Origin of the sequence: Streptomyces sp. RB17 (assembly GCF_009604455.1) — a bacterium.
Classification (GTDB): domain Bacteria; phylum Actinomycetota; class Actinomycetes; order Streptomycetales; family Streptomycetaceae; genus Streptomyces.
On sequence record NZ_WEGL01000002.1, the window covers coordinates 163,353 to 185,806 of the forward strand.

Annotated in this window: 22 protein-coding genes; 18 read left to right on the forward strand and 4 right to left on the reverse strand. The window is 71.6% G+C overall.

Features of this window, described 5'->3' with window-relative positions; all coding sequences use genetic code 11:
- The first annotated feature begins 71 nt into the window (after positions 1 to 71).
- On the forward strand, positions 72 to 707 hold the full coding sequence (locus SRB17_RS07695; protein WP_153536176.1) for a DJ-1/PfpI family protein: 636 nt from the start codon (positions 72 to 74) through the stop codon (positions 705 to 707).
- Here SRB17_RS07695 and SRB17_RS07700 read toward each other — a convergent pair.
- Positions 694 to 1,449, reverse strand: a complete 756-nt coding sequence (locus tag SRB17_RS07700; protein WP_153536178.1) for an enoyl-CoA hydratase/isomerase family protein — start codon at positions 1,447 to 1,449, stop codon at positions 694 to 696. The two genes, SRB17_RS07695 and SRB17_RS07700, sit on opposite strands and share 14 nt — an antisense overlap.
- A 127-nt stretch (positions 1,450 to 1,576) precedes the next feature.
- Between SRB17_RS07700 and SRB17_RS07705 the strand changes: the two genes are divergently transcribed.
- Positions 1,577 to 2,176: an HdeD family acid-resistance protein gene (locus tag SRB17_RS07705; protein WP_153536180.1), complete on the forward strand. Its 600-nt coding sequence runs from the start codon at positions 1,577 to 1,579 to the stop codon at positions 2,174 to 2,176.
- 175 nt (positions 2,177 to 2,351) lie between these two features.
- On the forward strand, positions 2,352 to 2,846 hold the full coding sequence (locus SRB17_RS07710) for an ATP-binding protein (protein ID WP_153538000.1): 495 nt from the start codon (positions 2,352 to 2,354) through the stop codon (positions 2,844 to 2,846).
- Between the two features lie 576 nt (positions 2,847 to 3,422).
- Here the strand turns inward: SRB17_RS07710 and idi are convergent.
- The 3 genes from idi to galE all read right to left on the reverse strand — a co-directional run bounded on the left by idi (position 3,423) and on the right by galE (position 6,305).
- Positions 3,423 to 4,016, reverse strand: coding sequence for an isopentenyl-diphosphate Delta-isomerase (gene idi / locus SRB17_RS07715; protein WP_153536182.1), 594 nt, complete (start codon positions 4,014 to 4,016; stop codon positions 3,423 to 3,425).
- Between the two features lie 200 nt (positions 4,017 to 4,216).
- Positions 4,217 to 5,158, reverse strand: a complete 942-nt coding sequence (locus SRB17_RS07720; protein ID WP_153536184.1) for a cation diffusion facilitator family transporter — start codon at positions 5,156 to 5,158, stop codon at positions 4,217 to 4,219.
- 175 nt (positions 5,159 to 5,333) lie between these two features.
- Positions 5,334 to 6,305, reverse strand: a complete 972-nt coding sequence (gene galE / locus SRB17_RS07725) for a UDP-glucose 4-epimerase GalE (RefSeq protein ID WP_153536186.1) — start codon at positions 6,303 to 6,305, stop codon at positions 5,334 to 5,336.
- A gap of 264 nt (positions 6,306 to 6,569) precedes the next feature.
- Between galE and SRB17_RS07730 the strand changes: the two genes are divergently transcribed.
- The 15 genes from SRB17_RS07730 to hpnH all read left to right on the forward strand — a co-directional run bounded on the left by SRB17_RS07730 (position 6,570) and on the right by hpnH (position 22,454).
- Positions 6,570 to 8,366 carry a DUF5941 domain-containing protein gene (locus SRB17_RS07730; RefSeq protein ID WP_153536188.1) on the forward strand — a complete coding sequence of 599 codons (1,797 nt, stop codon included), beginning with the start codon at positions 6,570 to 6,572 and terminating at the stop codon, positions 8,364 to 8,366.
- Positions 8,363 to 9,115, forward strand: coding sequence for a sugar phosphate nucleotidyltransferase (locus SRB17_RS07735; RefSeq protein ID WP_153536190.1), 753 nt, complete (start codon positions 8,363 to 8,365; stop codon positions 9,113 to 9,115). Before SRB17_RS07730 ends, SRB17_RS07735 begins: the two co-directional genes overlap by 4 nt.
- Positions 9,103 to 10,164 (forward strand): iron-containing alcohol dehydrogenase family protein, encoded by a 1,062-nt coding sequence (locus tag SRB17_RS07740; protein WP_323375157.1) that lies wholly within the window; start codon positions 9,103 to 9,105, stop codon positions 10,162 to 10,164. Before SRB17_RS07735 ends, SRB17_RS07740 begins: the two co-directional genes overlap by 13 nt.
- Complete coding sequence (locus tag SRB17_RS07745; RefSeq protein ID WP_153536192.1) at positions 10,142 to 10,921, forward strand: CDP-alcohol phosphatidyltransferase family protein; 780 nt, start codon at positions 10,142 to 10,144, stop codon at positions 10,919 to 10,921. The genes SRB17_RS07740 and SRB17_RS07745 overlap by 23 nt, the downstream gene beginning before the upstream one ends.
- A gap of 8 nt (positions 10,922 to 10,929) precedes the next feature.
- On the forward strand, positions 10,930 to 11,802 hold the full coding sequence (locus SRB17_RS07750) for a glycosyltransferase (protein ID WP_153538004.1): 873 nt from the start codon (positions 10,930 to 10,932) through the stop codon (positions 11,800 to 11,802).
- A 59-nt stretch (positions 11,803 to 11,861) separates the two neighbouring features.
- Positions 11,862 to 12,791, forward strand: a complete 930-nt coding sequence (locus SRB17_RS07755) for an ABC transporter permease (RefSeq protein ID WP_323375159.1) — start codon at positions 11,862 to 11,864, stop codon at positions 12,789 to 12,791.
- A gap of 31 nt (positions 12,792 to 12,822) precedes the next feature.
- The gene (locus SRB17_RS07760) at positions 12,823 to 13,632 is read left to right on the forward strand and encodes an ABC transporter ATP-binding protein (RefSeq protein WP_323375399.1); all 810 of its coding nucleotides are present in this window, start codon (positions 12,823 to 12,825) and stop codon (positions 13,630 to 13,632) included.
- A 361-nt stretch (positions 13,633 to 13,993) separates the two neighbouring features.
- Positions 13,994 to 14,890 (forward strand): squalene synthase HpnC, encoded by an 897-nt coding sequence (hpnC, locus tag SRB17_RS07765; protein WP_153538009.1) that lies wholly within the window; start codon positions 13,994 to 13,996, stop codon positions 14,888 to 14,890.
- Complete coding sequence (gene hpnD / locus SRB17_RS07770) at positions 14,887 to 15,849, forward strand: presqualene diphosphate synthase HpnD (RefSeq protein ID WP_323375160.1); 963 nt, start codon at positions 14,887 to 14,889, stop codon at positions 15,847 to 15,849. Before hpnC ends, hpnD begins: the two co-directional genes overlap by 4 nt.
- Positions 15,849 to 16,067, forward strand: coding sequence for a DUF6380 family protein (locus SRB17_RS46030; RefSeq protein WP_228395921.1), 219 nt, complete (start codon positions 15,849 to 15,851; stop codon positions 16,065 to 16,067). The genes hpnD and SRB17_RS46030 overlap by 1 nt, the downstream gene beginning before the upstream one ends.
- On the forward strand, positions 16,064 to 17,497 hold the full coding sequence (gene hpnE / locus SRB17_RS07775) for a hydroxysqualene dehydroxylase HpnE (RefSeq protein ID WP_153536194.1): 1,434 nt from the start codon (positions 16,064 to 16,066) through the stop codon (positions 17,495 to 17,497). Before SRB17_RS46030 ends, hpnE begins: the two co-directional genes overlap by 4 nt.
- The gene (locus tag SRB17_RS07780) at positions 17,497 to 18,633 is read left to right on the forward strand and encodes a polyprenyl synthetase family protein (protein WP_153536196.1); all 1,137 of its coding nucleotides are present in this window, start codon (positions 17,497 to 17,499) and stop codon (positions 18,631 to 18,633) included. Before hpnE ends, SRB17_RS07780 begins: the two co-directional genes overlap by 1 nt.
- A gap of 121 nt (positions 18,634 to 18,754) precedes the next feature.
- Complete coding sequence (shc, locus tag SRB17_RS07785; protein WP_153536198.1) at positions 18,755 to 20,779, forward strand: squalene--hopene cyclase; 2,025 nt, start codon at positions 18,755 to 18,757, stop codon at positions 20,777 to 20,779.
- Between the two features lie 2 nt (positions 20,780 to 20,781).
- Entirely contained in the window at positions 20,782 to 21,423 is a 642-nt protein-coding gene (locus tag SRB17_RS07790; protein WP_153536200.1) for a 1-hydroxy-2-methyl-2-butenyl 4-diphosphate reductase, read from the forward strand.
- Between the two features lie 5 nt (positions 21,424 to 21,428).
- Entirely contained in the window at positions 21,429 to 22,454 is a 1,026-nt protein-coding gene (gene hpnH / locus SRB17_RS07795; RefSeq protein ID WP_153536202.1) for an adenosyl-hopene transferase HpnH, read from the forward strand.

Sequence of the window (22,454 nt, forward strand, 5' to 3'; positions counted from 1 at the left end):
CCACGGCCCGCTGTCGTCCGCCCCCGACCACGCGCGCTGCCCGTGACAACCGCCCTCAGAAGGGACACACCATGCAGATCGCCATCGTCGTCTACGACCGTTTCACCGCCCTCGACGCCATCGGCCCCTACGAGATCCTCTCCCGCCTCCCCGACGCCGAGACCGTGTTCGTCGCCGAGCGCCCCGGTCCCGTCCGTACCGACACCGGGGCGCTCGGGGTCGTGGCCGACCGGTCGCCGGCCGAGGTCACGCGGCCGGACCTGGTGGTCGTACCGGGCGGCCCGGGGCAGAACGACCTGATGGAGCACCGGCCCCTGCTGGACTGGCTGCGGGATGTCGACGCGACCAGCACCTGGACCACCTCGGTGTGCACGGGCTCGCTGCTGCTGGCCGCCGCGGGCCTCCTGGACGGCCGGCGCGCGACCTCGCACTGGCTGGCGCTCGACCAGCTGAAGCGGTTCGGCGCCGAACCGGTGCAGGAGCGGGTGGTGTCGGACGGGAAGTACGTCACCGCAGCCGGTGTCTCCGCCGGCATCGACATGGCCCTCACCCTGTCCGGCCGCATCGCCGGCGACGAGCACGCCCAGGCCGTCCAGCTCGCCACGGAGTACGACCCGCAGCCGCCCTACGCCGCCGGGTCGCCGCGCAAGGCCCCCGCCCACCTCGTCGAGCAGTTGCGTGCCCGGAGCCGGTTCATCCTGAGGTAGACACGCTCCAGGTGAAGCCCGGCTGCCGGCGCTCCAGGAACGCGGCGACCCCCTCCGCGGTGTCGGGGTTGCCACGGGCCACCTGCGCCCAGTGGGCGTCCCGGTCGGTGCGGCCGCCCGTGAACTCCTTCGCGGCGGCCTGCGTGAGCTGCGAGCGGGAGACCAGGACCCGGGCCAACTCCGCGACCCGCTTGCCCAGTTCGCCCTCCGGCAGCACCTCGTCCACCAGCCCGCAGCCGAGCGCCCGCCCCGTGTCGATCAACTCGGCCGTGAACAGCAGGTACTTGGCGGCGGCCGGGCCCACCAGCGAGACCAGCCGGCGGGTCGAGGAGGCCGGATAGACGATGCCGAGGCGCGCCGGAGTCACCCCGAACAGCGCACCCTCCTCCGCCAGCCGCAGATCGCAGGCCGCGGCGAGCTGGGCCCCGCCGCCCACGCAGTGCCCGCGCACGGCGGCCACGGTCGGCTTGGGGAATGCGGCGAGCGCCTCCTCGGCGGCCACGGCGAGCCCTTGTGCCTCCTCCGGGGAGCCCTGCAGCGTGCTGATGTCCGCGCCCGCGCAGAAGGTCCCGCCCTCACCGGTGAGCACCAGCGCCCGCACGCCGGGGTCGTGCGCCAACTCGTCCAGCAGCGGCGGGAGGGTCCGCCACATCGCGGCGGTCATGGCGTTGCGCTTGGCCGGGTTGCGGATGACGACGGTGGCGACAGCGCCTTCGACGCGGTGCGACAGCTGGGGCTCCATGCGCGGATCGTAACGGGGGCCTGCCGGTACGGAGAGCACGGGTCGGCAGATGCGGCGCGTTACGAAACCCTCCCGATGGGGACAAAGAGGGAGGGGGGCGACGGGGGCGTGGACCGAGGAGGTGGCGATGGCCAGGGCCGGTACACGCAGAGACAGCGCGACGAAACTGCACCGCGGCTTCAGCTGGCTCACCGCGCTCGGTGTGCTCCTCGTGCTCGCCGGGATCGTCGGACTCGTCTACACCGCGGCCGCCACGCTCACCTCGATGCTGCTGTTCGGCTGGCTGCTGCTGATCGGCGGGATCGTCGGTCTGCTGCACGCGATCCAGGCCCGTGGCACCAGCTTCTTCTGGCTCGGTGTCATCGTCGCCGCCCTGAACATCGCGGCCGGCGTCGTCGTCATCCGCCTGCCGCACGCCGCGGCGGCCGCGCTCTCCATGTTCGCCGCGCTGCTGTTCCTCTCCGCAGGCCTCTTCCGGCTGGTCGGCGGCCTGGTCGTGCGGGGACCGCAGCTGGGCTGGACGCTGCTGCTCGGCGCGTTCGACCTGCTGCTCGGGATCCTGGTCCTCGGCTCCTGGCCGAGCAGCAGTCAGTACGTCATCGGCGCCTTCTTCTCGCTCGCCCTGCTCTTCGACGGCCTCGGCCTCGTGGCCACCGGCTACGGCGGGCGCCGTGTCGTCGGGCTCGTCTCCGAACAGGGGCAGTCCAAACCCGTACGACCCGACTAGTTCAACGAACCGGCGTCCGGGGGACAGGAACAGTCCCACACGTGACCGTGTCATACGCACTCGGTCAGAAAGCGTTCGATACCCGCTGACTTGTGTTCAGTCCCGCGGTCCGGAGCGGATCGTTACCAACACTCGACGTGTGGTGACAATCGAGCGTGAGGGTGGCGACCGGACGATGGACAACCACGGGCGCGGGGACGGCCCGCGCCCAGCGGGGGGCGCCGGGCGGCCGCCCGGACCGCTGCCGTACGAAGGCGTCTGGCGGTTCACCGCCGCCGCGGTGGACGCCTCGGTCCCGCAGGCCCGGCACGCCGTACGGGACCTGCTGCTGCGCCAAGGCGTGCCGGTCTCCGACGAGCTGGTGTACGGCCTGCTGCTGATCGTCTCCGAGCTGGTCACCAACGCGGTCCGGCACGCGGCGCTGCTGTCGCCGATGCTGGCCGTGGAGGTCGCCGTCGGAGCCGAGTGGGTGCGGGTGTCCGTGGAGGACAACCACCCCTACCGCCCGACCGCCCTGGAGGCGGACCACGGCCAGACCGGGGGCCGGGGCCTGCTCCTGGTCCGTGAGGTGGCGCGGGAGGCGGGCGGGACGGTCGACGTGGAGCACACCGCGAGCGGCGGCAAGGTGATCTGGGCCGCCCTGCCACTCAAGCCCGCGACCCTGCCGTAGATCCACCCTGACGCCGCAGTCCCACGAAGATGCCGAGACGGTGGCCCAGCGGACGCACCGTGTCCTCGCGGCCCGGCGAGACGGCCGTACCGGAGGCTCGTGAGGGTGCCATGCGGCCTGCAGGCAGGCGAGTGTGCCGAGCCGGGGGCTTGCGTGAGCGCCGTGGCCTCGCGGCCGGGCAGAACGGGAGGCTCGTGAGTGCCGTGGCCCGCACCGCGGCGCGGCTGCCGAGCCGGGGGTTCGTGTGAGTGCCGTTGTCTCGCAGCCCGGTGAGACGGCCGTACCGGACGTCGTGAGGGTGCCGTGGGGCCTGCAGGTTGCCGAGATCGCCGAGCCAGGGCTCGCGTGAGGGCCGTGGCCTTGCGGCCCGGTGAGACGGCCGTACCGGAGGTCGTGAGGGTGCCGTGGGGCCTGCAGGCGAGTCTGCCGAGCCGGGGGCTTGCGTGAGTGCCGTGTGGCCCCACAGCCCGGCGACGCTGTCGAGTGCCGTGGGCCCGTCGGGTGACGCGACTGCTGAAGCGCGGGCACGCCGACGGTGTCGTGATGCCGCAGGCCCGCGGGGCTGCCGTGGGGCGCTCACCAGTCCGCGGACGGGCCCGTCAGCTCCCTGATCGCCGGGCGGGCCGCGTCCAGGACGGTCATGAACCAGGCCGAGAAGGGGGCGCGGGCGTGCCGCTCGGCCAGCTCGGCGGCCGTCACGAAGGCGGTCTGGGCGACCTCCTCCGCGTCCGGCGCGAGCGGCGCCTGCACCAGGCCGACGAACAGGTGGTTGTACTCCTGCTCGACCAGGCCCGAGGCCGGGTCCGGGTGGTTGTAGCGGACCGTGCCGGCCTCCGCCAGCAGCGAGGGGGACACGCCGAGCTCCTCGAACGTGCGCCGGGCCGCGGCGGCGAACGGTGCCTCGCCCGGGTACGGGTGGCCGCAGCAGGTGTTGGACCACACGCCGGGGGAGTGGTACTTGCCGAGCGCCCGCTGCTGGAGCAGCAGCCTGCCTTGCTCGTCGAAGAGGAACACCGAGAACGCGCGGTGCAGCTGTCCCGGCGGCTGGTGCGCGGCGAGCTTCTCCGCCGTGCCGATCGTCACACCCTTCTCGTCGACCAGTTCCAGCAAAATCGCCTCTGCGGTGCCATTCGACGAGCTGTGCGTCGCGGTGGCAGGTGTGATCGGCATACCCATCCTTCGCCTCGGTCTTCGCACCCCAAGTCTGCCGTACGAATCCGGCACTCCCGGCACTTCCCGGCACGTCCGCGCGCGGCGCGGCACCGGAAGGCGGACCCGGTAGATCATCGTGCCCGGTCAGGAGATCACGGAACCGTCCGGGGCGGGTATCGAACGTGTGTGCGCGCGCCTGTGCGTGCGTCTGTGTGCCGTCAGTGGCACAGCCGGGCCTCGTGCTCCGCGTGCCCGCCCGGCTCCAGCTGGAAGGTGCAGTGCTCCACGTCGAAGTGGTCGCCGAGGCAGCCCTGCAGCTCGTGCAGCAGCTTCTCGTGGCCGATGGCGCTGAGTGCCTCCGAGCTGACCACCACGTGCGCCGACAGCACGGGCATCCCGGAGGTGATCGTCCACGCGTGCAGGTCGTGTAGGTCCTCCACGCCGTCCAGCGCCAGGATGTGCGCCCGCACCTCGCCCATGTCGACGTTCTTCGGGGCCGCCTCCAACAGCACGTCCAGCGTCTCGCGCAGCAGCTTCAGCGTCCTCGGCACGATCATCACGCCGATGACCAGCGAGGCGACCGGGTCGGCGCCCTGCCAGCCGGTGGTCAGGATCACCACGGCCGACACCAGTACGGCGAACGAGCCCAGCGCGTCCGCGGCGACCTCCAGGAAGGCGCCGCGCACGTTCAGGCTCTCCTTCTGCCCGCGCATCAGCAGCGTCAGCGAGATCGAGTTCGCGACCAGGCCGATCAGGCCGAACACGACCATCAGGCCGCCGCGGGTCTCCGCGGGCGTCACGAACCGCTGGACGGCCTCGTACAGGACGTATCCGCCGACCCCGAGCAGCAGCACACAGTTGGCCAGGGCGGCGAGGATCTCGGCGCGGGCATAGCCGAAGGTGCGGTTCGTGCTCGGCGGGCGGTTCGCGAACTGGATCGCGAGCAGCGCCATGCCGAGGCCCACCGCGTCGGTCGCCATGTGCGCCGCGTCCGCGATCAGCGCGAGCGAGTCCGCGAGCAGACCGCCGGCGATCTCCACCACCATGATCGTGAGCGTGATGCCCAGCGCGATCCGCAGCCGCCCCCGGTACGCGGCCGCGGCCGTACCCGTGGGTGGCGCATGGCTGTGCGCGTGCCCGTGGTCGTGCCCTGCCCCCATGACATCCGCCCTTCCGTATCCGTCGGCAGGGCCCAGTGAACTACGGGTGGGGGGTATCGGGCAACGCGGCACTGAACACCGTTGTCATGTGCCCTGACCTGCGGAAACGTTCCGCAGGTCAGGGTGGGTGCGGTCACCGCCCCCAGGCTCTCCCGGGGTGGCTCGTCCCTGCGGCTCAGCCGCCGTGGTGCAGCCGCCAGCCCCGCCAGGCCGACTCCACCATCTCGCGCACCCCGCGCCCGGCCCGCCACCCCAGCTGTTCGGCGGCCCGCTCGGCCGAGGCGACCGCGCGCGGCGCGTCCCCCGGCCGGCGCGCCTCCACCACCGGCTCCCGGCGGTCGCCCGTGACCTCCCCGATGACCGTGATCAGCTCGCGCACGGAGACGCCCTCGCCCCGCCCGATGTTCAGTGTCAGATCGCCGGACAGGCCCCCGTCGGCGAGCAGGCGCGCCGCGGCGAGGTGGGCCTCGGCGAGGTCGGCGACATGGATGTAGTCCCGGATGCAGGTGCCGTCCGGCGTCGGATAGTCGTCACCGAAGATCCGCGGGGCCTCGTCGCGGGTGAGCCGGTCGAAGACCATCGGCACGATGTTGAACACACCGGTGTCCGCGAGCTCCGGCGTCGCCGCGCCCGCCACGTTGAAGTAGCGCAGGCAGACGGTGGAGATTCCGTGCGCCTTCCCGGCCGCCCGCACCAGCCACTCACCGGCCAGCTTGGTCTCGCCGTAGGGATTCACCGGCGCGCACGGGGTGTCCTCGGTGATCAGGTCCACGTCCGGGTTGCCGTACACCGCCGCCGACGAGGAGAACACCAGACGGTCGATCCCCGCCTCGGCGACCGCGTCCAGCAGCGTGGCGAGGCCGCCCACGTTCTCCCGGTAGTAGCGGGTGGGCCGCGCCACCGACTCGGCGACCTGCTTGCGCGCCGCGAGGTGGACGACGCCCGTGACGTCGTACTCGGCGAAGACCCGCTTCAGCAGTTCACCGTCCAGCGTCGAGCCCGGGAGGAGCGGCACGTCCGCGGGGAGCCGTTCGGGGACCGCCGCCGACAGGTCGTCCAGCGCGACGACGTTCTCCCCGGCGCCGGCCATGGCCCGTGCCACATGCGCCCCGATGTATCCGGCTCCGCCGGTGATCAGCCATGTCATGGTCGTCCACCCTATGCGGCCCGTTCGCATGTCCCGGTTGCCCGGTTCTGCGCCGACGGGTTTGTGGGCGGGGCCCGGATCCCCGATGATGATCGCGGCAAAGGCCGGGGCAGCCCCCGTGGGCCGGGCCGTGAACGGCCGGTGAACAAGGGCTCCCGCCCATCCGATAGCCTCTGCCGACATGCCGCCCGGGTGCCGCTGTCAGGGCGCCCCACCACGCAAGAGACCGGTGCCGCCGCGCCGGCACCCAGGGAGTGAGTTCGGTTGTCGACCGCCATCGTCACCGGTCAGCCGGTCCCCGGATCGTCGCTCGAGAACGATCTGCGGTCGCTCGGCTTCGACGTCCGGATGGCCGTGGATGCCGCCGAGGCCGAGACCCTGCTCGCCGCCGCACCCGCCGGCGACCGGGTGGCGCTGGTCGACGCCCGCTTCGTCGGCCACCGGCACGCCCTGCGCCTGGGCCTGACCGACCCGCGTTTCACGCTCTCCGCGGTCCCCGGCGCCGTCACCGCCCAGCCGGCCGCCCGGCAGGCGCTGACCCGGGCCGTGGCCCGCGAGACCTCCGTCGGCGGCGGCACCGCGCTCGCCGTGGACAGCCTCGCCGACCGCGTCGTCACCGCCCTCGACGCCGACGGCTGCGAGGTGCACCGGCCGGAGCTGGGCAGCCTGGTCGCCGCGGTCCCCGCCGACCCGCAGGCCCGCAACGAGGCACGGCAGGCCGTCGCCGCCGTCGACGACGAGGCCGTGCGCCTGAAGTCGGCCGTGAAGTCCCGCGACGGCTTCTTCACCACCTTCTGCATCAGCCCTTACTCGCGCTACCTCGCCCGCTGGTGCGCCCGCCGCGGCCTGACCCCGAACCAGGTCACCACGGCCTCGCTGCTCACCGCCCTGATAGCGGCGGGCTGCGCTGCGACGGGCACGCGCGTGGGCTTCGTCGCGGCCGGCGTGCTGCTGATCGCCTCCTTCGTGCTGGACTGCACCGACGGACAGCTCGCCCGTTACGCCCTGAAGTACTCCACGCTCGGCGCCTGGCTGGACGCGACCTTCGACCGGGCCAAGGAGTACGCCTACTACGCGGGCCTCGCCCTGGGAGCGGCCCGGGGCGGCGACGACGTGTGGGCCCTCGCCCTCGGCGCGATGGTCCTGCAGACCTTCCGGCACGTGGTCGACTTCTCCTTCAACGAGGCCAACCACGACGCCACCGCCAACACCAGCCCCACCGCCGCCCTCTCCGACAAGCTGGACAGCGTCGGCTGGACCGTGTGGGTGCGCCGGATGATCGTGCTGCCGATCGGCGAGCGCTGGGCGATGATCGCGGTCCTCACCGCGGTCACCACACCCCGGATCACCTTCTACGTGCTGCTCGTCGGCTGCGCCTTCGCGGCGACGTACACCACGGCGGGCCGTGTCCTGCGGTCCCTGACCCGCAAGGCGCGGCGCACGGACCGGGCCGTGCAGGCACTCGCGGACCTCGCCGACAGCGGACCGCTCGCGCAGGGGCTGACCCGCATCGCCCGCCGGGTGTCCCTGCGGGCCCCGGCGTACACCGCCCTGGCCGGCGGCGCCGTCGTCGTACTCGCCGCCTCGCTCGCTCCGTACGGCAGCTGGTGGCCCGTCCTCGGCGCCCTCTTCTACGTCCTGCAGTCCCCGCTGGCCGTCGCCCGCCCCCTCAAGGGCGCCCTCGACTGGCTGGTCCCGCCCTTCTTCCGGGCCGCCGAGTACGGCACCGTGCTCGCCCTCGCGGCCAAAGCGGGGGTGAACGGCGCCCTTCCCGCAGCTTTCGGGCTGGTGTCCGCCGTCGCCTACCATCACTACGACACGGTGTACCGCATCCGCGGCAACGCCGGAGCGCCCCCGGCCTGGCTGGTGCGCGTCATCGGGGGGCACGAGGGGCGGACGCTGCTCGTCGCCGTTCTGGCCGCGGTGCTCACCGCAGCGCAGTTCACGGTCGCGCTCACGGTCCTCGCCGTGGCCGTCGCCCTCGTGGTGCTCGCCGAGAGCATCCGCTTCTGGGTGTCCGCAGGGGCGCCCGCCGTACACGACGAAGGAGAACCCGCATGATCGGCCTCGTGCTGGCGGCCGGCGCCGGACGGCGTCTGCGCCCCTACACCGACACCCTGCCCAAGGCGCTGGTGCCGGTGGGGCCCGCGGGCATAGAGGGCGAACCGACGGTCCTGGACCTGACTCTCGCCAACTTCGCCGAGGTCGGCCTGACCGAGGTCGCGATCATCGTCGGCTACCGCAAGGAAGCCGTGTACGAGCGCAAGGCGGCCCTGGAGCAGAAGTACGGCCTCAAGCTCACCCTCATCGACAACGACAAGGCCGAGGAGTGGAACAACGCCTACTCCCTGTGGTGCGGCCGTGACGCCCTCAAGGACGGTGTGATCCTCGCCAACGGCGACACCGTGCACCCGGTCTCCGTCGAGAAGACACTGCTCGCGGCCCGCGGCGAGGGCAAGAAGATCATCCTCGCGCTGGACACCGTGAAGTCCCTCGCGGACGAGGAGATGAAGGTCGTCGTCGGCCCCGGGCAGGGCATGACGAAGATCACCAAGCTGATGGACCCCGCCGAGGCCACGGGCGAGTACATCGGCGTCACCCTGATCGAGGGCGACGCCGCCCCCGAGCTGGCCGACGCGCTGAAGACGGTCTGGGAGACGGACCCGCAGCAGTTCTACGAGCACGGGTACCAGGAGCTGGTCAACCGCGGCTTCCGGATCGACGTGGCGCCGATCGGCGAGGTCAAGTGGGTCGAGATCGACAACCACGACGACCTCGCCAAGGGACGGGAGATCGCGTGCCACTACTGACCCGGCTGATTCCCTCGCCGGTCGTCGTGGACATCCGCCCGGGTGCCCTGGACGACCTGGCCGGTGTCCTCGCCGACGAGCGCATCGCGCAGTCCGGCCGGCTCGCCGTCGCGGTCAGCGGCGGCTCCGGCGCGAAGCTGCGTGAGCGCATCGCCCCCTCGCTGCCCGGCGCCAGCTGGTACGAGGTCGGCGGCGGCACCCTCGACGACGCGATCCGGCTGGCCGGCGAGATGAAGTCCGGCCACTACGACGCGGTGGTCGGGCTCGGCGGCGGCAAGATCATCGACTGCGCCAAGTTCGCTGCGGCCCGCATCGGCCTGCCTCTGGTCGCCGTACCGACGAACCTCGCGCACGACGGCCTGTGCTCGCCGGTCGCGACCCTCGACAACGACGCGGGACGCGGCTCCTACGGCGTGCCGAACCCGATCGGGGTCGTCATCGACCTGGACGTGATCCGCGAGGCCCCGGCCCGTTTCGTCCGGGCCGGCATCGGCGACGCGATCTCCAACATCAACGCGGTCGCCGACTGGGAGCTGTCGAACCGGGTCAACGGCGAGAAGATCGACGGTCTCGCCGCGGCCATGGCCCGCCAGGCCGGCGAGGCGGTGCTGCGCCACCCCGGCGGCATCGGCGACAACGACTTCCTCCAGGTGCTGGCCGAGGCGCTGGTCCTCAGCGGCATCTCGATGTCGATCTCCGGCGACTCCCGGCCCTCCTCGGGCTCCTGCCACGAGATCAACCACGCCCTCGACCTGCTGTTCCCCAAGCGGGCCGCGGCCCACGGCGAACAGTGCGGGCTCGGCGCGGCCTTCGCGATGTATCTGCGCGGGGCCCACGACGAGGCGGTCCACACGGCCGAGGTGCTGCGTCGGCACGGGCTTCCCGTGCTGCCGGAGGAGATCGGCTTCACCGTGGACGAGTTCGTGCGCGTGGTGGAGTTCGCCCCGGAGACCCGCCCCGGCCGCTACACGATCCTCGAACACCTCGACCTCAAGCCGAACCAGATCAAGGACATCTACGCCGACTATGTCAAGGCCATCGGTAGCTGAACTCCGTCCGGTCGTCCACCCCGCGGGGGTGAAGGACCGGCGCAGCGGTGAGCACTGGATGGGACGCCTCTACATGCGTGAGGTGTCCCTGCGGATCGACCGCTATCTGGTCAACACCAGGGTCACGCCCAACCAGCTCACGTACCTGATGACCGTCTTCGGCGTGCTCGCGGCCCCGGCACTGCTGGTGCCGGGGATCTGGGGCGCCGTGCTCGGCGTGGTGTGCGTCCAGATGTATCTGCTGCTGGACTGCGTCGACGGCGAGATCGCGCGCTGGAAGAAGCAGTACTCGCTCAACGGCGTCTACCTGGACCGGGTCGGCGCCTACCTCACCGACGCCGCGGTGCTCGTGGGCTTCGGGCTGCGCGCCGCCGACCTGTGGGGCGGCGGCCGTATCGACTGGCTGTGGGCCTTCCTCGGCACCCTGGCCGCGCTCGGCGCCATCCTCATCAAGGCCGAGACCGACCTGGTCGGTGTCGCGCGGCACCAGGCCGGCAAGCCGCCGGTCAAGGAGGCCGCCGCCGAGATGCGTTCCTCCGGCATGGCGCTGGCCCGCCGGGCCGCCGCCGCGCTCAAGTTCCACCGGCTGATCCTCGGCATCGAGGCGTCCCTGCTGATCCTGGTCCTGGCGATCGTCGACCAGGTGCGCGGAGACCTGTTCTTCTCCCGGCTGGGGGTCGCGGTGCTGGCCGGGATCGCGCTGGTGCAGACCCTGCTGCACCTGGTGTCCATCCTCGCCTCCAGCAGGCTGAAGTGAGCACGGGCATGCGGGTCGGCGCCGTCGTCATCACCATGGGCAACCGGCCCGAGGAGCTGCGGGCCCTGCTCGACTCGGTCGCCAAGCAGGACGGCGACCGGGTCGAGGTGGTCGTCGTCGGCAACGGCTCGCCGGTCCCGGACGTGCCCGAGGGCGTACGGACGATCGAGCTGCCCGAGAACCTGGGCATCCCCGGTGGCCGCAATGTCGGCATAGAGGCCTTCGGGCCCGGCGGCCGCGAGGTCGACATATTGCTCTTTCTCGACGACGACGGGCTGCTGGCGCGGCATGACACCGCCGAGCTGTGCCGTGAGGCCTTCGCCGCGGACCCCGAGCTCGGCATCATCAGCTTCCGCATCGCCGACCCGGAGACCGGCGAGACCCAGCGCCGCCATGTGCCCCGGCTGCGCGCCTCCGACCCGATGCGCTCCTCACGGGTGACCACCTTCCTCGGCGGCGCCAACGCCGTCCGTACCCGCGTGTTCGCCGAGGTCGGCGGGCTGCCGGACGAGTTCTTCTACGCCCATGAGGAGACCGACCTGGCCTGGCGGGCCCTGGACGCCGGCTGGATGATCGACTACCGGTCGGACATGGTGCTGTACCACCCGACCACCGCGCCCTCGCGGCACGCGGTCTACCACCGCATGGTCGCCCGCAACCGCGTGTGGCTGGCCCGCCGCAACCTGCCCGCCCTGCTGGTCCCCGTCTACCTCGGGGTCTGGCTGCTGCTCACGCTGGTCCGCCGCCCCTCCCGCCCGGCCCTGCGGGCCTGGTTCGGCGGGTTCAAGGAGGGCTGGACCACGTCGTGCGGCCCGCGCCGCCCGATGCGCTGGCGCACGGTGTGGCGGCTGACCCGGCTGGGCCGGCCCCCGGTGATCTGAGAAGCTTCTCTTACCTGAAGAGAGCAAGCTTCTTACCAAGAGAGTCCGGATTTCCACTCGTGAGTCACACAACCCATGACGGCGGTGTCGCGGTGAACGCGATACCGTCGCCCGACGAGGGACTGACGGCGGCGCAGCTCGCCGCCAAGTACGGGCTCGCCGTGAGCGGCGCCCGGCCCTCGCTCCCCGAGTACGTCCGCCAGCTGTGGGGGCGGCGCCACTTCATCCTCGCCTTCTCCCAGGCGAAGCTGACGGCGCAGTACAGCCAGGCCAAGCTGGGCCAGCTGTGGCAGGTGGCGACGCCGCTGCTGAACGCGGGCGTGTACTACTTCATCTTCGGCGTGATCCTGCACGCGAGCCGCGGCCTGCCCCAGGACGTGTACATCCCGTTCCTGGTCACGGGCGTGTTCGTGTTCACCTTCACCCAGAGCTCGGTCATGTCGGGCGTCCGGGCGATCTCGGGCAACCTGGGACTGGTGCGTGCCCTGCACTTCCCGCGCGCCTCGCTGCCCATCTCCTTCTCGCTGCAGCAGCTCCAGCAGCTGCTGTTCTCGATGATCGTGATGTTCGTCGTGGCGATAGGGTTCGGCAGCTACCCGAGCCCCGCCTGGCTGCTGATCGTGCCGGTCCTGGTGCTGCAGTTCCTGTTCAACACCGGGCTCGCGCTGATCGTGGCCCGCATGGGCGCCAAGACGCCCGACCTCGCCCAGCTGATGCCGTTCGTCCTGCGCACCTGGATGTACACGTCCGGCGTGATGTTCTCCATCAACAAGATGATGGAGGGCCGCTCCGAGATCGCGGTCCGGCTGCTCCAGGTCAACCCGGCCGCCGTCTACATGGACCTGATGCGCTACGCGCTGATCGACGGCTACGGCGCCTCCAATCTGCCGCCGCACGTGTGGGCGATCGCGCTGTTCTGGGCCGTGGTCGTCTTCGCCGGCGGATTCGTGTACTTCTGGAAGGCGGAGGAGAGGTACGGCCGTGGCTGAGCAGAACTCGGAGCAGACCGCAGAGCACAACGTGGGGCAGACCGCAGAGCACAACGCGGGGCAGTACACCGGGGACCCTCGCCCCACCGTCATCGCGGACGACCTGCACATCGTCTACCGCGTCAACGGCGCCAAGACCGGCAAGGGCAGCGCGACGGCCGCCCTGAGCCGCATCCTCAGGCGGGGCTCCGACGACGCGGCGCGGGGCGTGCGCAAGGTGCACGCCGTGCGCGGGGTGTCCTTCGTGGCCTACCGCGGCGAGGCCATCGGCCTGATCGGCTCCAACGGCTCCGGCAAGTCCACGCTGCTGCGTGCCATCGCCGGCCTGCTGCCCGCGGAGAAGGGCAGGGTCTACACCGACGGCCAGCCCTCGCTGCTCGGTGTGAACGCGGCGCTGATGAACGACCTGACCGGTGAGCGCAACGTCACTCTGGGCGGCCTCGCGATGGGCATGTCCCGGGAGCAGGTCAAGGAGCGCTACCAGGACATCGTCGACTTCTCCGGCATCAACGAGAAGGGCGACTTCATCACCCTGCCGATGCGCACCTACTCCTCCGGCATGGCGGCCCGGCTGCGGTTCTCCATCGCCGCCGCCAAGGACCACGACGTCCTCATGATCGACGAGGCGCTCGCCACCGGTGACCGCAAGTTCCAGAAGCGTTCGGAGGAACGCATCCGGGAGCTGCGCAAGGAGGCCGGCACGGTGTTTCTGGTCAGCCACAACAACAAGTCCATCCGGGACACCTGCAACCGCGTCCTGTGGCTGGAGCGGGGCGAGCTGCGCATGGACGGACCGACCGAAGAGGTCTTGAAGGAATACGAGAAGTTCACGGGCAAGTAGCCCGTTTTCGGCCAGGGCCCCGCCGGGAGCCGTCCGGTGGGGCCCGGCGTCTGCAAAGGAACCGTCAACTCCGTTTCGCGTCAGGAATCTTGACGCCAATCGGTGTGTTGTTGTGATGTGCAGGACACCCCGACGAACCTTGCTGCGTTGTACAACGTAAGCTGTACCGGTGCCGGAAAGCGGCAAGTGGGGCGATAATGCGCGACACCCCGCGCCAGGGCGACCCCGCGGATCGTCGGGCGGCGTGTCCGAAATAGTGTGTGTTGGGTCGGCAGTGTAGAACGGGAGATGTGACGGCAATGGCTACGGAAACTCCCCAGCTCAACGCAGCATGTGCCGTCCCCGCGCCGGGCAGCGCCCGATGACGGCCGGCGAGACGGCGTCGGATACGGAACGCGCCACCCTGGACAAGGCCACCGGCGAGAACTTTCCCGTGGCCCCCTTCTTCCTGCCCAAGGCCTGGCGCGCCGACCTCATGGCCGTCTACGGCTTCGCCCGCCTCGTCGACGACATCGGCGACGGCGACCTCGCCCCCGGCGGTGCCGACGCCCGGCTGCTCGGCGTGTCGCCCGCCGAGGCCGAGGACCGGCTGGTCCTGCTCGACGCCTTCGAGGCCGATCTGCGCCGCGTCTTCGACGGCACCCCGCGCCACCCGCTGCTGCGCCGCCTCCAGCCCACCGCCCGCCGCCGCTCCCTCACCCCCGAGCCGTTCCTCGGCCTGATCGCCGCCAACCGCCAGGACCAGCTCGTCGCCCGCTACGAGACCTACGACGACCTCCTCGCCTACTGCGAACTGTCCGCCAACCCCGTCGGCCGCCTCGTCCTCGCCGTCACCGGCACCTCGACCCCCGAGCGGATCCGGCTCTCCGACGCGATCTGCACCGCGCTGCAGATCGTGGAGCACCTCCAGGACGTCGCCGAGGACCTCGGCCGTGACCGGATCTACCTCCCGGCCGAGGACATGAAGCGCTTCCACGTGCAGGAAACGGATCTAGGCGAAAAAACCGCGAGCGCATCGGTGCGCGCCCTGGTTGCATACGAGGCACAACGCGCCCGCGATCTGCTGAATGAAGGCGCCCCCCTGGTGGGTAGCGTCCACGGCAGGTTGAAGCTGCTTCTCGCAGGGTTCGTGGCGGGGGGAAGGGCGGCGATCAGGGCGATCGCCGCCGCCGAGTACGACGTACTTCCCGGCCCGCCCCGACCCGGCAAGGTCCAGCTGCTGCGTGAGGCGGGCGTGATCCTGCGAGGAGAGGGGTGATCCGGACCGTGGATTCTCCGTCGCACGTGTCCGCACCGGTACTCGCCGCCTACAGCTACTGCGAGACCGTCACCGGGCAGCAGGCACGCAACTTCGCCTACGGAATCCGCTTGCTGCCCACGCCCAAGCGCCGTGCCATGTCGGCGCTGTACGCGTTCTCCCGGCGCGTGGACGACATCGGCGACGGCGACCTGGCCGACGAGGTGAAGCTGAAGCGGCTCGAGGACACCAGGGCGCTGCTCGCCCGGGTCCGCCAGGACGAGGTCGAGGAGGACGACACCGATCCGGTCGCCGTGGCCCTCGCCCACGCCGCGCGCGCCTTCCCGGTCCCGCTCGGCGGCCTCGACGAGCTGATCGACGGCGTCCAGATGGACGTGCGCGGGGAGACCTACGAGACCTGGGACGACCTGAAGGTCTACTGCCGGTGTGTCGCCGGTGCCATCGGCCGCCTCTCGCTCGGCGTGTTCGGCACCGAACCGGGAGCGCGCGGCGCCGAGCGCGCATCCGAGTACGCGGACACCCTCGGCCTCGCCCTGCAGCTCACCAACATCCTCAGAGACGTCCGCGAGGACGCGGCCGGCGGCCGTACCTATCTGCCCGCCGACGACCTCGCCAAGTTCGGCTGCTCGGCCGGGTTCGACGGGCCGACGCCGCCGGAGGGTTCCGACTTCGCGGGCCTCGTGCACTTCGAAGTGCGGCGGGCCCGCGCCCTGTTCGCCGAGGGCTACCAGCTGCTGCCCATGCTCGACCGGCGCAGCGGCGCGTGCGTCGCCGCCATGGCCGGCATCTACCGCCGGCTGCTGGACCGCATCGAGCGCGACCCCGAGGCCGTACTGCGCGGCCGGGTCTCGCTGCCCGGACGCGAGAAGGCCTACGTCGCCGTACGCGGACTGTCCGGTCTGGACACCCGGCATGTGAGCCGCGGCCTCTCCCCGCGTTCCGTCAGGAGGCGCGCCTGATGGACGCCACCGGACCGGACGCCACCGAACCAGGGGACCTGCGGCAGGCAACCCTCCACTGCGGCGTGGCGTCCCTGACTGCGACGGCGGAACGTGCACCGTTCATCCAGCACGGTCGCGCCCCCGAGGGGCGCGGGGCCGTGTCTGACATGCGTCTGCCGCCGGGTGGGCACGACCAGCCGCGACGGACCCGCAGACGAAGGACGGACGCACGATGAGCGACGGCTCAGGCCCCGCACAGACTCACGGCACCGCGGAACCGGAAGGCGCCGCAGGCCGCCGCGCCGTCGTGGTCGGCGGCGGGCTGGCCGGGATCACCGCGGCGCTCGCGCTCGCCGACGCCGGAGTCCGCGTCACCCTGCTCGAAGGCAGGCCCAGGCTGGGCGGCCTCGCCTTCTCCTTCCAGCGCGGCGAGCTGACCGTCGACAACGGCCAGCACGTGTACCTGCGCTGCTGCACCGCCTACCGCTGGTTCCTCGACCGGATCGAGGGCGCGGCGCTGGCACCGCTGCAGGACCGCCTCAACGTGCCCGTCGTCGACGTCGCCAAGCCCGAAGGCAGGCGGCTCGGCCGGCTGCGGCGCGACCCGCTGCCCGTCCCCCTGCACCTGGGCCGCAGCCTGGCCGCCTATCCGCACCTCTCGCTCGCCGAGCGTGCCGCGGTCGGGCGGGCCGCGCTCGCGCTGAAGGGGCTCGACCTCGCCGATCCGGCCCTGGACACCCAGGACTTCGGCAGCTGGCTGGCCGCGCACGGCCAGTCGGCGCGCGCCGTCGAGGCCCTGTGGGACCTGGTCGGGGTCGCCACCCTCAACGCGGTCGCGGGCGACGCCTCGCTGGGGCTCGCCGCGATGGTGTTCAAGACCGGTCTGCTGTCCGACCCGGGCGCGGCCGACATCGGCTGGGCCCGCGTCCCGCTGGGCGAACTGCACGACCGGCTGGCCCGCAAGGCGCTCGACTCCGCGGGCGTCCGTACCGAGGTCCGTACACGCGTCACCTCCGTCTCTATCAACGAGAACGGCACCTGGAGCGTTCAGGTTCCCGGCGAGCGCCTGGAAACCGACACCGTCGTCCTCGCCGTACCCCAGCGCGAGGCCCACGACCTGCTGCCGCCCGGCGCCCTCGACGCGCCCGAGCGGCTGCTCGGGATCGGCACCGCGCCGATCCTCAACGTCCATGTCGTCTACGACCGCACCGTGCTGGCGCGGCCCTTCTTCGCGGCCCTCGGCACCCCCGTGCAGTGGGTGTTCGACCGCACCGAGGCCTCCGGTCTCGCCACGGGCCAGTACCTGGCGCTGTCGCAGTCGGCCGCGCAAGCGGAGATCGACCTGCCGGTCGCAGAACTCCGCGAGCGCTATCTGCCCGAGCTGGAGCGGCTGATTCCGGGTACCCGCGGCGCCGTGGTGCAGGACTTCTTCGTGACCCGGGAGCGCACGGCCACGTTCGCTCCCACCCCCGGCGTCGGGCGGCTGCGGCCCGGTGCCCGCACCAAGGCACCCGGCCTGTACCTGGCCGGAGCGTGGACCGCCACCGGGTGGCCCGCGACCATGGAGAGTGCGGTCCGCAGTGGAGTGAGCGCGGCCGACGCCGCACTCGGCGCCCTGGGCCGGCCCCGCCCCCGCCATCTCTTCGAGTTCGAGGAGGCGGCCTGATGCTCGATCAGGAGCCCGCGGCAAGCCCCCGCACCCCCGGTACCGCAACAAGAGGAGAGACTGTGCCCACTGTGCCCCCGGCCTCGACGCCCGCTCCACGGGCCGCGGTGGACGTGACCGCGCTGCTGGAGCGCGGCCGCACCCTGGCCACTCCGGTCCTGCGCGCGGCCGTGGACCGGCTGGCGTCTCCCATGGACACCGTCGCCGCCTACCACTTCGGCTGGATCGACGCCCAGGGCAATCCGGCCGACGGCGACGGCGGCAAGGCCGTGCGTCCCGCGCTCGCCGTGCTCTCCGCCGAGGTCACCGGCGCCGCGCCCGAGGTGGGCATCCCGGGCGCCGTCGCCGTCGAACTCGTCCACAACTTCTCGCTGCTGCACGACGACCTGATGGACGGCGACGAGCAGCGCCGGCACCGCGACACCGTCTGGAAGGTGCACGGACCCGCCCAGGCCATCCTGGTCGGCGACGCCCTGTTCGCCCTCGCCAACGAGATCCTGCTGGAGCTCGGCACCGTGGAGGCCGGCCGCGCCACCCGCCGGCTCACCACCGCCACCCGCGCCCTGATCGACGGTCAGGCGCAGGACATCTCCTACGAGCACCGCGACCGGGTCACCGTCGAGGAGTGCCTGGAGATGGAGGGCAACAAGACCGGCGCGCTGCTCGCCGCCTCCAGCTCCATCGGCGCGGTCCTGGGCGGCGCCGACGACGCCACCGCCGACGCGCTGGAGAAGTACGGTTACCACCTCGGCCTCGCCTTCCAGGCCATCGACGACCTGCTCGGCATCTGGGGCGACCCGGAGGCCACCGGCAAGCAGACCTGGAGCGACCTGCGCCAGCGCAAGAAGTCCCTGCCGGTCGTCGCCGCGCTCGCGGCCGGCGGCCCCGCCTCCGAGCGGCTCGGCGAGATCCTCGCCGCGGACGCCAAGAGCAGCGATTTCGAGAACTTCTCCGAGGAGGAGTTCGCGGCCCGGGCGGCCCTCATCGAGGAGGCCGGCGGCCGCGACTGGACGGCCGCGGAAGCGCGCCGTCAGCACACCGTCGCCATCGAAGCCCTCGACGCCGTCGACATGCCCGACCGGGTGCGCGACTGCTTCACGGCGCTCGCCGACTTCGTCGTCGTACGAAAGAGATGATCACTATCGGCCCAACACGCCTCGCGTAGTCGCCGGCCGGTGTCCGAGGATCGACATCAGGACACCGGCCGACGGCGGACCCACAGCAGCACGACTCGCACGACTGCACGAAGGGGAAGCCATGACAGCGACGACCGACGGAAGCACCGGGGCGACTGTGCCGTCCCGCGCTGCCGCGGCCAGCGACACCGCCATCACCACTCCCGGGGCGGCCGGGGTGCACGAAGCCGCCGCACGCGCCACCCGGCGCGCCACCGACTTCCTGCTCGCGCGGCAGGACGCCGAGGGCTGGTGGAAGGGCGACCTGGAGACCAATGTCACCATGGACGCCGAGGATCTGCTGCTCCGCCAGTTCCTGGGGATCCGCGACGAGAGGACCACACAGGCCGCCGCCCTGTTCATCCGCGGCGAGCAGCGCGAGGACGGCACCTGGGCCACCTTCTACGGCGGGCCGGGGGAGCTGTCCACCACCGTCGAGGCCTATGTCGCCCTGCGCCTGGCCGGCGACGCGCCCGGCGACCCGCACATGGCCAAGGCGTCCGCCTGGATCCGTGAGCGCGGCGGTATCGCCGCTTCCCGTGTGTTCACCCGGATCTGGCTCGCCCTGTTCGGCTGGTGGAAGTGGGAGGACCTGCCCGAACTCCCGCCGGAGCTGATCTACTTCCCCACCTGGTTCCCGCTCAACATCTACGACTTCGGCTGCTGGGCGCGGCAGACGATCGTGCCGCTCACCGTCGTCTCCGCCAAGCGCCCGGTGCGCCCGGCGCCGTTCCCGCTGGACGAGCTGCACACCGATCCGGCTAACCCCAACCCGCCGCAGCCGCTCGCCCCGGTGGTGAGCTGGGACGGGCTGTTCCAGCGGCTCGACAAGGTGGTCCGCGGCTATCGCAAGGTCGCCGTGCGCAGACTCCGCAGGGCCGCGCTGAACTCGGCGGCCCGCTGGATCATCGAGCGGCAGGAGAACGACGGCTGCTGGGGCGGCATCCAGCCCCCGGCCGTGTACTCGGTCATCGCCCTTCACCTGCTCGGGTACGACCTGGAGCATCCGGTGATGCGCGAGGGCCTCGCCTCGCTGGACCGTTTCGCCGTATGGCGCGAGGACGGCGCCCGGATGATCGAGGCCTGCCAGTCCCCGGTGTGGGACACCTGCCTGGCCACCATCGCACTCGCCGACGCGGGCCTGCCCGCCGACCATCCGCAACTGGTCAAGGCGGCCGACTGGATGCTCGGCGAGGAGATCGTCCGGCCCGGCGACTGGGCCGTACGGCGGCCCGGACTCCCGCCGGGCGGCTGGGCGTTCGAGTTCCACAACGACAACTACCCCGACATCGACGACACCGCCGAGGTCTCCCTCGCCCTGCGCCGGGTCCGGCACCACGACCCCGACCGCGTGGAGGGGGCGATCGCGCGCGCGGTGCGCTGGAACCTCGGGATGCAGTCGAAGAACGGCGCGTGGGGCGCCTTCGACGTCGACAACACCAGCCCGTTCCCGAACCGGCTGCCGTTCTGCGACTTCGGTGAGGTCATCGACCCGCCGTCGGCCGACGTCACCGCGCACGTCGTGGAGATGCTGGCCGCCGAGGGGCTCGCCCACGACCCGCGCACCCGGCGCGGCATCGACTGGCTGCTCGCCGAACAGGAGCCGGACGGCTCGTGGTTCGGCCGCTGGGGCGTCAACTACATCTACGGCACGGGCTCGGTGGTGCCCGCGCTGACCGCGGCCGGACTGCCCGGCTCGCACCCGGCGATCCGGCGGGCCGTGGCCTGGCTGGAGGGCGTGCAGAACGACGACGGCGGCTGGGGCGAGGACCTGCGCTCCTACAAGTACGCCAAGGAGTGGAGCGGCCGCGGCGCCTCCACCGCCTCGCAGACCGCCTGGGCGCTGATGGCGCTGCTCGCGGCGGGGGAGAAGGACTCCAAGGCGGTCGAGCGGGGCGTCCAGTGGCTCGCCGACACCCAGCGGGAGGACGGCACCTGGGACGAGCCGTACTTCACCGGCACCGGCTTCCCCTGGGACTTCTCCATCAACTACCACCTGTACCGGCAGGTCTTCCCACTCACCGCGCTCGGCCGGTATCTGCACGGCGACCCCTTCGAGCGCGGCCTCCTCGCCGGGAAACCGCTTCCCGAGGCGAAGGGGAGCTGACCTTGAGCACCCAGCCCGCACCGGCCCCGCTGCTGATCGCCTGCGCGCTCGGCATTGAGCACCTTGCCCTGCGCACCGGGGACAGGAACGGGGCCGACGGGCCGGTCACCTTCGTCCGTACGGGCATGGGCCCCCGTGCGGCGGAACGCTCCCTCACCCGGCAGCTCGCGGTCCCCGCGCTGGCCGGCGCGGCCGTCCTGGCCACCGGCTTCTGCGCCGGGCTCGCCCCCGGCATGCACCCCGGCGATCTGGTGGTCGCCGAGGAGACCCGGGACCCGCGCGGCGCCGTCGCCTGCGTGGGCACCGAACTGCTCGTCAAGGAACTCGTGCGCATCCTGCCCGGACGCACGGTCCACACCGGCCCGCTCACCGGCTCCGACCATGTGGTCCGGGGCCATGAGCGGTCCGACCTGCTCGCGACCGGCTCGATCGCGGTCGACATGGAGTCGGCGGCCACGCTCCTCACGGCCGTCCGCGGCGCTGAGCGCCCGGTCGCCGCCGTGCGGGTCGTCGTGGACGCACCCGAACATGAACTCGTCCGGATCGGCACCGTACGCGGTGGAATATCTGCTTTCCGTGTTCTTCGTTCCGTTCTTCCCGCATTTTTCGAATGGCACCGTTCTTTGCTGCTCCCCCGGAGGTGAGCCAGATGGCCATGCCGCTGCGCCAGACTGTCAAGGTCGCTACATACCTGCTCGAACAGAAGCTCAGGAAGAGGGACAAGTTCGCCCTCCTGGTCGAGTTGGAGCCGCTGTTCGCGTGCAACCTCAAGTGCGAGGGCTGCGGCAAGATCCAGCATCCGGCGGGCGTCCTCAAGCAGCGCATGCCCGTCGCGCAGGCCGTGGGCGCGGTGCTGGAATCCGGTGCGCCGATGGTGTCCATCGCCGGTGGTGAACCGTTGATGCACCCTCAGATCGACGAGATCGTGCGGCAGTTGGTGGCCAAGAAGAAATTCGTCTTCCTGTGCACCAACGCGCTGCTGATGCGCAAGAAGATGGACAAGTTCAAGCCCTCGCCGTACTTCGCGTGGGCCGTGCACATCGACGGGCTGCGTGAGCGGCACGACGCCTCGGTGGCGAAGGAGGGCACCTTCGACGAGGCGGTCGAGGCCATCAAGGAGGCCAAGCGGCGCGGCTTCCGGGTGACCACCAACTCCACCTTCTTCAACACCGACACCCCGCAGACCGTCGTGGAGGTGCTGAACTTCCTCAACGACGACCTGGAGGTGGACGAGATGATGCTCTCGCCCGCCTATGCCTACGAGAAGGCCCCCGACCAGGAGCACTTCCTCGGTGTGCAGCAGACCCGCGAGCTGTTCAAGAAGGCGTTCGCGGGCGGCAACCGCAAGAAGTGGCGGCTCAACCAGAGCCCCCTCTTCCTGGACTTCCTCGAGGGCAAGGTCGACTTCCCCTGCACGGCGTGGGCGATCCCGAGCTACTCGCTCTTCGGCTGGCAGCGCCCCTGCTATCTGATGAGCGACGGATACGTGTCCACGTACCGCGAACTCGTCGAGGACACCGACTGGGACAAGTACGGCCGCGGCAAGGACCCGCGCTGCGCCAACTGCATGGCGCACTGCGGCTACGAGCCGACCGCCGTGCTCGCCACGATGGGCTCCCTGAAGGAGTCCCTGCGGGCGGCGCGCGAGACGATGACGAGCGGGAAGCAGGGCTGA